Genomic DNA, 12,046 nt, shown 5'->3' on the forward strand with positions numbered 1-12,046 from the left:
GAATTAACACGAATAATTATATTCGCGACATAAATTCGTGAAATTCGTGTAATTCGTGCCAATTATCTTTGGATATGAAGCGGATTGTAGGATTACTGATGGTGGCTTTGTTCGCGTGCGCGGGAGCGTATGCGCAGACGAAGAACTATCTGAAGATGCCCGACAATATCCGCGAAACGGTGGAGTATAACGATTCGCTGAACGTTTACTACATCGGACAGAAAATGGGTGATTCGTATCTGAATGTGCCCACACTGATGACACCCGAGGAGTATCGTCAGTATGTTGAGAAACGTGCCCTGCACGATTTCTTTCACAAGAAAAACGAAGAGAACACTCAGAATGCCGGTAAGGATAAGTTCGACCTGATGGATATGCATTTCGACCTGGGACCAGCCGAGAAGATTTTTGGTCCTGGTGGTGTGCGTATCAAAACCCAGGGTACCGCCGAACTGAAGATTGGTGGTAACATCAAGAAGATTGATAACCCCTCACTGCCCATCCGTAACCGTAAAACCACCTCGTTTGATTTCGACGAGAAGGTGAATCTGAACCTGAACGGAAAAGTGGGTGATAAGGTGAACATGAACCTGAACTACAATACCGATGCCACGTTTGATTTCGATGCCCAGAACCTGAAGTTGAAGTACGAGGGTAAGGAGGACGAGATTATCAAACTGGTCGAGGCTGGTAACATCACCTTCCCCAGCAACAACTCGTTGGTAAAAGGTGCCAGCAGTTTGTTTGGTGTGCGTACCGATATGCAGTTCGGCCGACTGAAACTCCAGACCGTGCTCTCGCAGAAGAAATCATCATCCAAGAGCGTCTCATCGAAAGGTGGCACACAAACCACTGCTTTCGAACTGGATGTGGCCGATTACGAGGAGAACCGTCATTTCTTCCTGTCGCATTACTTTCGCAACCGTTACGATCAGGCCATGAGCACCCTGCCAAACCTCACTACCGGTATCGAGATAACCCGTGTGGAGATTTGGGTAACCAATAAGACCGGAACCACCTCGAATACCCGTAACATTGTGGCGGTAGCCGACTTGGGTGAGGGTTCGCAGCGTGTGCCTGATAATGCCGCTAACAACTTGTATAATGCCCTGACCACCCAGTATGCCGATGCACGTGATATCGACCAGACCAATAGCGTACTGGCCGGTATGCCTGATTTTGAGAGTGGTCGCGATTACGAGAAACTGGCCAGTGCCCGCTTGCTCACCTCGTCGGAATACTCAGTAAACAAGGCCTTGGGTTATATCTCACTGAAGAGCGGACTCCAGACCGATCAGGTGCTGGCCGTGGCTTACGAGTTCACCTCGGGGGGCGTGACCTATAAGGTGGGCGAGTTTGCCGCAGATATCACTGAGACCTCCAAGGCACTCTTTGTAAAGTCGCTGAAGAATACCTCGAATAATCCTTCGCAATCCAACTGGAAGCTGATGATGAAAAACGTGTATTATCTGGCTTCGAAGGTCGAGAAAACCAAGTTCCGTCTGGATATCAAGTTCCAGAGCGATACCGCAGGTGTGTATCTCACCTATATCCCCGACCAGCGTGTGAAAAACACCACGCTTTTAAAAATGCTGGGTTGCGACCGTCTGGATAATAACAACAAACTGCATTCTAACGGCTACTTCGACTTTGTTGAGGGCTACACCGTAAGCGATGGTCGTGTATTCCTGCCTTCTGCCGAACCTTTCGGTGCCTACCTGCGCCAACAGTTGCAGAAGAACGGTTTGCCAGCATCCGAGGCCGAGAAATATGTGTTCAGCGAACTGTACGACTCAACCAAGACGGTGGCCAAGCTGATAGCCGAGAAGGATAAGTACATGCTGGTGGGCCAGTATAAAGGCTCGTCGGCCAATGTCATTTCGTTGGGTGCCATGAACGTGCCCCATGGTTCGGTGGTGGTAACGGCAGGTGGCGTGGTACTTACCGAAGGCTCCGATTATTCGGTAGATTATTCGGCTGGTGAGGTAACCATCCTGAACCAGAGTATTATCGATGCGGGCACCAACGTGAACGTGTCGCTCGAGTCGGACACCGAATACGGTATGCAGCGCAAAACCATGTTAGGCGTCAACTGGGAGTACGAACTCTCCAAGAGTCTCACTATCGGTGGTACGCTGATGCACCTCAGTGAGCAGGCCCTCACCTCGAAGGTAACCATGGGCGAGGAACCCCTGAGCAACACTATCTGGGGCCTGAGCGTAAACTGGAAACAGGAGAGTCAGTGGCTCACCACCATGCTCAACAAAATACCTTTCCTGCATGTAAAAGAACCCTCGCACATATCGTTTACAGGCGAGTTTGCCCAGTTGATAGCCGGTCGTGCCCGTGGCACACAGGACAACGCCTCGTATGTGGATGATTTCGAGAATACCAAGAGCTATCTGGATATGAGTAACCCCAAGGAGTGGACACTCTCGAGTGTGCCCTCGATGTTCCCCGAGAGTGGCGATAAAACGGGCGTTACCAGTGGCTATAACCGTGCCCTGCTGGCTTGGTATAATGTCGATCCTATCTTCACCCGTCGCAGTTCTACGCTCACCCCTGCCCATATCAAGAGCGACCTGAATCAGCTCTCCAACCACTATGTGCGCGAGGTGTACGTCAAGGAACTCTATCCTAACCGCGACCAGAGCACCTATAATGGCGCCACCTCAACACTGCCTATTCTTAACCTGGCTTACTACCCCCAGGAGCGTGGTCCTTACAACCTCTCGTTGGGCTTGAACAGCGATGGTACCCTGCAACAGCCCGAAACCAAGTGGGGTGGTATGATGCGTAAGATTGATACCAACGACTTTGAGCAGGCCAACATCGAGTATATCGAGTTCTGGTTGCTCGATCCGTTCATCTACACCCGTGAGGAGGGTAGGGCCTCGGATTATGCTGGCGACTTGTATTTTAACCTGGGTGAGATATCCGAGGATATCCTGCGTGATGGCAAGAAATTCTACGAGAGTGGCATGCCCGTGGATGGCAGTAACAATTTTACCACTATCCAGTGGGGAAAGATACCCGTGCAGGCCACCCAGACCTATGCCTTTGCCACCACCACCGGCTCGCGTAAAAAGCAGGATGTGGGTTACAACGGCTTAACGGATGAAGAGGAGCAACAGTATGGTGCCTACCACGATTGGTTGAATGCCGTGGGTGGTATCGTCACCAACGACAGTACTCTGCAAGCCTGGCGACAGGACCCTGCAGGCGACGATTATCACTACTATCGTGGCACCGATTTCGACAACGAGCGCAAGAGCATCCTCGAACGTTACAAGCGAATCAACAACCCACAGGGTAACTCGCCCGAGACTGAGGACCAGACCGAGAGTTATGATACCAGCTATAAGAGTGGCCCCGATGTAGAGGATATCAACCAGGACTACACCCTGAACGAGTACGAGCGCTACTACCAGTACAAGGTGCGCATCAGTCCCGAGATACTCGATGCCTATCGCAATGGTGTACCCCCCGCCGATTGCTTTATTACCGATATGCGTACCAGTAGTGTGAAGTTGCGTAACGGCGATACCACCAGCGTTAACTGGTACCAGTTCCGCATTCCGCTTACCGAGTACGAGCGTAAGGTGGGTAGCATCAGCGATTTTACCAGTGTACGTTTTATGCGTATGTTTATGACGGGGTTCCAGAAACCTATCGTACTGCGATTCGGTTCGCTCGATCTGGTACGTGGCGAGTGGCGTGTGTATAAGCAGAGTTTGGGCACAGGTGCCGAAGGTGGAACCATCGAGGTGAGTGCCGTGAATATCGAGGAGAACAACGATAAAACACCCGTTAACTACGTGTTGCCCCCAGGTATCAGTCGTGTTACCGACCCCTCACAGCCCCAGTTGGTTGAGAACAACGAGCAGTCGCTCGATATGGTGGTGAAGGATTTGCAGCATGGCGAGTCGAAGGCCGTTTACCGTAATATGAACCTCGACCTGCGCCAGTACAAGCACATGCAGATGTTTGTGCATGCCAACCACCTGGTGCCCGATGCCACCCAGTTGCAGAACGGCCAGTTGGCCGTGTTTGTGCGTATGGGTAGCGACTACAAGAATAACTACTACGAATACGAGATTCCCCTCTCGCTCACCCCCGATCGTAGCGATTATAGCAAGTATGCCACGGCCGATCGACGGATGGTGTGGCCCGAAGAGAACATGCTGGATATCAATCTTGATGTGTTCACCAAGCTGAAGAAAGCCCGCAACCAGGCCAAGGCACAGGGCATCGGTAGCTTTAATCAGGTATATTCCGAGCCCGACCCACGAAAACCTAACAACACGGTGCGTGTGCAGGGTAACCCCACCTTGGGCGAGGTGAAGGTGATGATGATTGGTGTGCGTAACATCTCCGACCAGGTGAAGTCGGGCGAGGTATGGGTGAACGAACTCCGCCTGATGGATGCCAACAACAATGGCGGTTGGGCGGCATCGGGCACCATGAACGTGCAACTGTCTGATTTCGGTACCGTGAACCTCTCGGGCCGATATATCAGTGATGGCTTTGGCGGACTGGAGGAGAGTGTGATGCAACGCTCTACCGACACCCAGAAAGAGTACTCGTTTACCGCCCAGTTAGAGTTGGGTAAGTTCTTCCCTGATAAGGCCAAGGTGAGCGCGCCATTGTATTATTCGGTGAGTCACGAGGAGGTGCGCCCACGTTATAACCCGCTCGATTCGGATATGCGCCTGAGTGATGCCTTGGAGAGTGCCGCCAACCAGCACGAGCGTGATAGTATCGAGAGCATTGCCGTTACCAAAACACGTAACACCAACTTCTCGTTGTCGAACCTGCGCTGGGGCTTGAAAACCAAGCGTCACCCCATGCCTTACGACCCCGCCAACTTCTCGTTCTCGTATAGTCATGCTCATCGTAACACCTCGGGTAAGACCACCGTTTACGAGAAGGAAGATCAGTGGCGTGGCGCCCTGAATTACACTTACTCGCCAGTATATAAAACCTGGGAGCCATTTAAGAAGCTCAAGGGTAAGTCGAAGTGGCTCAACTTCCCCAAATCGATAGGCTTGAATTACCTGCCCCAGAGCATCTCGTTCAATACCGAGATGACGCGTAACTACTACGAACTGCAGGAGCGCGATCTGGAGAGTCTGGAGAATCAGAACCTGCCACTTACATTCTCCGAGCAGTTCCTGTGGAACCGTGATTTCTCCCTGCGATGGGACTTTACCAAGAACCTGCATTTTACCTTCCAGTCGGCCACCCGTGCCGAGATCGAAGAGCCCTATACGCCGATTAACAAGGACTTGTATCCCGATCAGTATGTGGCCTGGAAGGACTCGGTGAAACAGAGCATCCGCAACTGGGGTACACCGCTCGATTACCAGCAACAGGTAACCGCCTCGTACCAGTTCCCGCTCAACAAACTGCCCATCTTCGATTGGGTAAATGCCGATGCCTCGTATAGCGGTCGCTATACCTGGGTGCGTGGTACCGAGTTAGAGGATGGTACCAGCCTTGGTAACACCATCACCAGCAACCGTCAGGTAAACATGAATGTGGCGCTTAATTTCGTCACCCTCTATAACCACATCCCCGCTCTGCAAAAGGCCAACAAGAGCAACAAAGGCCCCCTGCGTGTGCTTATGATGCTACGTAGTATGAACATCAGCTATCGCACTCAGTATTCGATGCTGTTGCCAGGCTTTATGCCCAATGTGGGCGATATGTTGGGTCAGAACCGTACCGATGGATTGCTGACACCAGGACTGGATTTTGCCTTTGGACTGATGGGCGATGGCTATATCGATAAAGCTCTCGGTCGTAACTGGCTGTTGCAGATTGATAGCGTATCCACCCCTGCCAATATCAACACCAGTAAGGATCTGCAGATAAAGGCGGTACTCGAGCCTATCCGCGACCTGAAGATCGACCTCACGGCCTCGCGTACCGATACCCGTGCCAAGAGTGTGCAGTACATGTACGATGGCATGCCCACCACCTTGAGTGGTACGTTTAATATCACCACCATTTCGTTGCGAGGGGCACTGGCAGGCATGGGCAATGCCAACAACGGCTATCGTTCGGCCGCTTTCGAGCATTTCCGCGAGCTCATTCCTGAGTTCCAGCAAAGGGTAGGCGAGGAGTATTCGCCCCAGGTGCTTATCCCGGCTTTCCTGTCGTCCTATACCTCGGGTGCAGGCAAGTCGTTGGCCATCTTCCCGTCGCTCGCTCGCTTGTTACCCAACTGGAGTGTGCGTTATGGCGGACTGTCGAAACTGGCCTGGGTAAAGGAGCACCTGAAGAGTCTGAACCTGAACCATGCGTATAAGAGCGTGTACAGTGTGGGTAGCTACGTCAACACCAGCTATTCTACCGTGAGCATCAACGAGGCCTTCTCGCCCCTGTTGGGTGTTGATGCCACCTTCCAGAACGACCTCACGGCAAAGCTGGAGTACCGCACCACCCGTGTGCTCAACCTCTCGATGACCAGCATTCAGCTCAACGAGTCGCTCAGTAAGGACTGGGTGGTTGGTCTGGCTTATAAAATTCGCGACTTTAACTTGTTTGGCGCCAAGGGTAACCGCACCATCAGCAAAGCCCAGAACCCAAGAAAGTCGAATAATTCTAGTAGCTCTAGCCAGACTAGAACTTCTAGTTCCTCTAGGAAAACCGGTGTAAACCACGACCTGAACCTGCGCCTCGATATCTCGTTGCGCAAGCAGGCGGCTATCACCCGCGATATCGCCTCGGGTGTGTCGTCGGCATCCAGTGGTAACTCTGCCTTCAAACTCTCGTTTATGGCCGATTACACACTCTCGCGCTTGCTCACCCTCACGGCTTATTACGATACACAAACAAATACGCCGTTGTTGTCAAGCAATAGCTATCCCACAACGACGCACGATTTTGGCTTATCGATGAAGTTCTCGTTAACCCGATAAACTTTTACGGTTTCATAAATACAAAGTACACCGCCATCACCAGACAGAGTGCCGCGGCGGCGTGGTTCCAGTGCAGTTGCTCGTGCTGGAAAAAGAAGTTGGCAATCACGGCAAACACTACCAGCGATATGCACTCCTGGATTACCTTCAGTTGTACCAGGTTGAACGGACCGCCATTGTCAATAAATCCGATGCGGTTGGCAGGTACCTGACAGCAGTACTCAAAGAAAGCTATCGCCCACGAAAAGGCAATCACTAAGTACAGTGGCCAGTTGCTCGAAATGCCCGACTGTTGCAGGCGCAGATGACCATACCAGGCGAAGGTCATAAACACATTGCTCAGAATGAGCAGTACGATGGTATATATTCCGTTTGTCATAATGTTTTTAGAATGCTTTTAACGTAAATCCAAATACAAAATAGGCGTGCTCGCTGGCTGGATTGCCTGTAATCTGGGCAAACACGGGCAGACTGAAGTGGTCGGTAATCTTGATGTCGCGATCGGCACGCAGTGTCACATTATTTATAATAAATCCCTCGGCATCGTAAAAGGTGGTGTAGAAGGGCACGGCACCTACTGTGGCCTGCCAGTCGCAACCACCCAGCTTAAAGGGAGCCGTAGCCTCTATGTAACTGCTGTAGGCGCGATGATCGCAGCAGGTAAAGCCATCGTTACCCGCAATGTTGGTGTACCACTGCAATGCCAACGGACCGAAGTCGTAACCTATGTTGGCCTCGAACACATGATTGGTTGAGTGTGCATTGTAACGGAAATAGCGGTTCTGCGGGTCAAGACCCTCGTTAAACCAATAGTCGCCAATGCCGAAATTAAATCCGCCGGTGGTGTATTTCAAGGTCACGTCAAACTCGCGTGTGTCGTTACTATCGGTCAGTCCTACGCTGCCCCATGCTTCGAGTGTTAATCCCTTGTAACTCACGGCCAGTGTGGGCTGTAACGATACATGTCCCAAGTCCATACCACGCCAGATATACTGACTTACCACGTCGGCCTCTACTGTTGTTTCTACCTTGTCCTGCGCTTGGATGGTAACGGTGCCAAAAAGGCACGCAAAAGCAATAAATATGTACTTTTTCATCTCAATATTCATTTTTCGGCTGCAAAATTACAACATTTTGGCATAATTAAGCAAACTTTCGTACTTATTTAATTGCACAAATTGCTCGATTTGTGCACATTCGGCGTATTTTTGTGCATTTTATTTGGCTGTATGCTCAAAAAAGTGTATTTTTGCAGCCGATTTTGAAATTTCATTCACATTATTAATAAATATGGCTTTAAAGATTGTTGTGCTGGCCAAGCAAGTGCCAGACACCCGTAACGTGGGTAAGGATGCAATGACTGCCGAAGGCACCGTAAACCGTGCAGCCCTTCCCGCCATCTTCAATCCAGAAGATTTGAATGCCCTGGAGCAGGCCCTTCGCTTGAAGGAGCAGAACCCAGGCTCAACAGTAGGAATCCTCACGATGGGTCCTCCACGTGCAGGTGAGATTATCCGTCAGGGATTATATCGTGGCGCTGATACTGGTTGGTTGCTTACCGACCGTCTCTTCGCTGGTGCTGATACCCTCGCTACTTCTTATGCGTTGGCTACTGCCATCAAGAAGATTGGCGATGTCGACATCGTAATCGGTGGCCGTCAGGCTATCGACGGTGATACCGCTCAGGTAGGTCCTCAGGTGGCTCAGAAGCTGGGTCTCAACCAGGTAACTTACGCTGAGGAGGTTCTCTCAGTAAAGGATGGTAAGGCAACCATCAAGCGTGTGATCGACGGTGGTGTTGAGACCGTAGAGGCTCCTCTGCCTGTTGTTATCACAGTTAACGGAAGCGCTGCTCCTTGTCGCCCCCAGAATTCTAAGCTGGTGATGAAGTACAAGCGCGCTACCTGTCCTATGGAGCGTCCTGCCGAGGGTACTGCCTACGACTATCTGTACGAGCAGCGCCCTGAGCTCACACTCAACCAGTGGAGCGTGGCCGACGTGGATGGCGATGTAAACCAGTGCGGTTTGAGTGGCTCACCTACCAAGGTTAAGGCCATCAAGAACATCGTGTTCCAGGCTAAGGAGTCGAAGACTTTGACGGCTTCTGATGCTGATATCGAGGGAATGATCAAAGAATTGTTGGATGAGAAGATTATTGGCTAAAAAAGAGATATGAACAACGTATTTGTATATTGCGAAATTGAAGGTACTCAGGTACAGGAAGTATCTCAGGAGCTGTTGACCAAGGGTCGCAAGCTCGCCAATGAACTCAAGGTTGAGCTCCACGCCATTGTTGCTGGTACTGGCATCAAGGGTAAGGTCGAGGATCAGATTCTGCCTTACGGTGTTGACAAGCTGTTTGTTTTCGACGCTAAGGACCTGTTCCCTTACACCTCAGCTCCCCACACTGATATTCTGGTTAACCTCTTCAAGGAGGAGCAGCCTCAGATCTGCCTGATGGGTGCTACCGTTATCGGTCGCGACCTCGGTCCACGTGTATCGTCATCTCTGACCTCTGGTCTGACTGCCGACTGCACAGAGCTGGAGATTGGTCCTTTCGAGGATAAGAAGAACAACAAGACATACGAGAATCTGCTTTATCAGATTCGTCCTGCTTTCGGTGGTAACATCGTAGCTACCATCGTTAACCCCGACCACCGTCCACAGATGGCTACTGTACGCTCTGGCGTTATGCAGAAGGCCCTGTACGATGGCGAGTGCCGCAAGGAGGTTGTTTATCCTGAGGTAAGCAAGTATGTAAGCCCTGAGGCTTTCGTAGTAAAGGTTCTCGATCACCATGTTGAGGCTGCTAAGCACAACCTGAAGGGTGCACCTATCGTTGTAGCCGGTGGTTATGGTATGGGTAGCAAGGAAAACTTCGACCAGCTGTTCGAGTTGGCTAAGGTGCTGCATGGTGAGGTTGGTGGTTCTCGTGCCGCTGTTGACGCTGGCTGGTTGGATCACGACCGTCAGATTGGTCAGACAGGTGTTACCGTTCACCCCAAGGTGTACATCGCCTGTGGTATCTCTGGACAGATTCAGCACATCGCTGGTATGCAGGATTCTGGTATCATTATCTCTGTAAACAGCGATCCCGATGCTCCTATCAACAAGATTGCCGACTACGTGATTGTTGGTACCGTTGAGGAGGTTGTTCCAAAGTTGATCAAGTATTACAAGCAGAACTCAAAGTAAGATGAAAGCTTTAGATTATTTCCTCATTCTCTGTACCATCATACTGCTCGGTATATCCTATTACATGATGACGATAGACCAGAATGAAGTTGCTGCACTGGTAAACCTCTGTGCTTATGCTTGCGGCATCCCTGTTGGTGTAAGAATAGGAGGTAGAATATATAAGAAGAATCAAGAAAACAAAGAATAATTATGGCAAACTATTATAGCGATCATCCTGAGATCGGGTTCTACTTGAACCACCCCCTGATGGCTCGTATCGTTGAGCTGAAGGAAAAAGGCTTTGCTGATGCAAAGGAATATGACTATGCTCCCGTTGACTTGGGCGATGCCATCGAGAACTACAAGCAGATTCTCGACATCACTGGCGACGTGGCTGCCAATATCATCGAGCCAAACTCTGAGAGCGTCGACCTCGAAGGTCCACACCTCGAGAACGGTCGTATGATCTACGCCTCTAAGACTTACGAGAACCTCGACGCCACCCGTAAGGCTGGTCTGTGGGGTGTATCAATGCCTCGCCGTTACGGCGGTCTGAACCTGCCTAACGCAGTATTCTCAATGCTCTCTGAGATGATTTCTGCTGCTGATGCCGGTTTCCAGAACATCTGGAGCCTGCAGAGCTGTATCGACACTCTGTACGAGTTCGGTTCAGAGGAGCAGCGCCAGAAGTACATCCCACGCGTTTGCGCTGGTGAGGGTATGAGTATGGACCTGACCGAGCCTGATGCTGGTTCCGACCTGCAGCGCGTGATGCTGAAGGCCACCTTCGACGAGAAGGAGAACTGCTGGCGCCTGAACGGTGTTAAGCGCTTCATCACCAACGGTGATAGCGACATCCACCTCGTGCTGGCCCGTTCTGAGGAGGGCACTAAGGACGGACGTGGTCTGTCAATGTTCATCTACGACAAGCGCCAGGGCGGTGTTGATGTTCGTCACATCGAGCACAAGCTGGGTATCCACGGCTCACCTACCTGTGAGCTCACCTATAAGAACGCTAAGGCCGAGCTCTGCGGTAGCACACGTCTGGGTCTGATCAAGTACGTGATGGCTCTGATGAACGGTGCCCGTCTGGGTATCGCCGCACAGAGTGTAGGTGTTGAGCAGGAGGCTTACAACGAGGGCTTGGCTTACGCTAAGGAGCGTCAGCAGTTCGGTGACAAGATCATCAACTTCCCCGCTGTTTACGATATGCTCTCTCGCATGAAGGCTAAGCTCGATGCTGGTCGTTCACTGCTGTATGAGACAGCCGCTTACGTTGATATCTACAAGTGCTTGGAGGATATCGAGCGCGACCGCAAGCTCACTCCCGAGGAGAAGCAGGAGCTGAAGAAGTACCAGCGCCTGGCCGATGCATTCACACCACTGGCCAAGGGTATGAACTCAGAGTACGCTAACCAGAACGCTTACGATGCTATCAGCATCCACGGTGGTTCAGGTTTCATCATGGAGTACAAGAGCCAGCGCCTGTTCCGCGACGCACGTATCTTCTCTATCTACGAGGGTACCACTCAGTTGCAGGTTGTAGCTGCTATCCGCTACATCACCAACGGCACTATGCTCAACAACATCAAGGACATGCTGGCTGCACTGCCTGCTGAGGCTAACGCTGCTCTCAAGGCACGTGTTGAGAAGCTCATCCCCGTTTACGAGGAGGCTCTCGCCGCTGTTAAGGCTCTCGACAATCAGGATGCTCACGACTTCCTGGCTCGCCGTCTCTACGACATGACAGCCGAGCTCGTGATGTGTCTGCTCATCCTTCGCGATGCTGCTAAGGCTCCTGAGCTGTTCGCAAAGAGCGCTAACGTATATGTTCGCATGGCCGAGGAGGATATCCTTGGTAAGGCCGCTTACATCAAGGCTTTCCAGGTTGAGGACCTCGAGAACTTCCGTGCTAACGACGAGGAGACTGCTGAGTAAGCAAT

6 protein-coding genes are annotated in these 12,046 nt (G+C 51.4%); 4 read left to right on the forward strand and 2 right to left on the reverse strand.

Annotated features, from left to right (window positions below; genetic code table 11):
* Positions 1-98 precede the first annotated feature (98 nt).
* Positions 99-6,926 carry a cell surface protein SprA gene (gene sprA / locus T500_RS0103615; RefSeq protein ID WP_230580833.1) on the forward strand — a complete coding sequence of 2,276 codons (6,828 nt, stop codon included), beginning with the start codon at positions 99-101 and terminating at the stop codon, positions 6,924-6,926.
* Between the two features lie 4 nt (positions 6,927-6,930).
* Here the strand turns inward: sprA and T500_RS0103620 are convergent, their stop codons facing one another.
* On the reverse strand, positions 6,931-7,305 hold the full coding sequence (locus tag T500_RS0103620) for a DMT family protein (protein ID WP_028906971.1): 375 nt from the start codon (positions 7,303-7,305) through the stop codon (positions 6,931-6,933).
* 7 nt (positions 7,306-7,312) lie between these two features.
* Positions 7,313-8,035, reverse strand: a complete 723-nt coding sequence (locus T500_RS0103625; protein ID WP_080694779.1) for a hypothetical protein — start codon at positions 8,033-8,035, stop codon at positions 7,313-7,315.
* A gap of 181 nt (positions 8,036-8,216) precedes the next feature.
* Between T500_RS0103625 and T500_RS0103630 the strand changes: the two genes are divergently transcribed.
* From T500_RS0103630 to T500_RS0103645, 3 genes are all read left to right on the forward strand, one after another.
* Positions 8,217-9,089 (forward strand): electron transfer flavoprotein subunit beta/FixA family protein, encoded by an 873-nt coding sequence (locus T500_RS0103630; protein WP_028906973.1) that lies wholly within the window; start codon positions 8,217-8,219, stop codon positions 9,087-9,089.
* 9 nt (positions 9,090-9,098) lie between these two features.
* The gene (locus T500_RS0103635; protein WP_028906974.1) at positions 9,099-10,121 is read left to right on the forward strand and encodes an electron transfer flavoprotein subunit alpha/FixB family protein; all 1,023 of its coding nucleotides are present in this window, start codon (positions 9,099-9,101) and stop codon (positions 10,119-10,121) included.
* Positions 10,122-10,313: 192 nt separating this feature from the next.
* Positions 10,314-12,041, forward strand: coding sequence for an acyl-CoA dehydrogenase family protein (locus T500_RS0103645; RefSeq protein ID WP_028906976.1), 1,728 nt, complete (start codon positions 10,314-10,316; stop codon positions 12,039-12,041).
* Positions 12,042-12,046 lie beyond the last annotated feature (5 nt).

The sequence above is a fragment of the Xylanibacter ruminicola Ga6B6 genome (assembly GCF_000687715.1).
GTDB lineage: Bacteria > Bacteroidota > Bacteroidia > Bacteroidales > Bacteroidaceae > Prevotella > Prevotella ruminicola_B.

What these genes read in the sequence shown, in the direction of transcription:
- sprA (WP_230580833.1), top strand. Translation starts at nt 99, where the DNA reads ATGGTGGCTTTGTTCGCGTGCGCGGGAGCGTATGCGCAGACGAAGAAC.
- T500_RS0103620 (WP_028906971.1), bottom strand. Translation starts at nt 7,305, where the DNA reads ATGACAAACGGAATATATACCATCGTACTGCTCATTCTGAGCAATGTG.
- T500_RS0103625 (WP_080694779.1), bottom strand. Translation starts at nt 8,035, where the DNA reads ATGAATATTGAGATGAAAAAGTACATATTTATTGCTTTTGCGTGCCTT.
- T500_RS0103630 (WP_028906973.1), top strand. Translation starts at nt 8,217, where the DNA reads ATGGCTTTAAAGATTGTTGTGCTGGCCAAGCAAGTGCCAGACACCCGT.
- T500_RS0103635 (WP_028906974.1), top strand. Translation starts at nt 9,099, where the DNA reads ATGAACAACGTATTTGTATATTGCGAAATTGAAGGTACTCAGGTACAG.
- T500_RS0103645 (WP_028906976.1), top strand. Translation starts at nt 10,314, where the DNA reads ATGGCAAACTATTATAGCGATCATCCTGAGATCGGGTTCTACTTGAAC.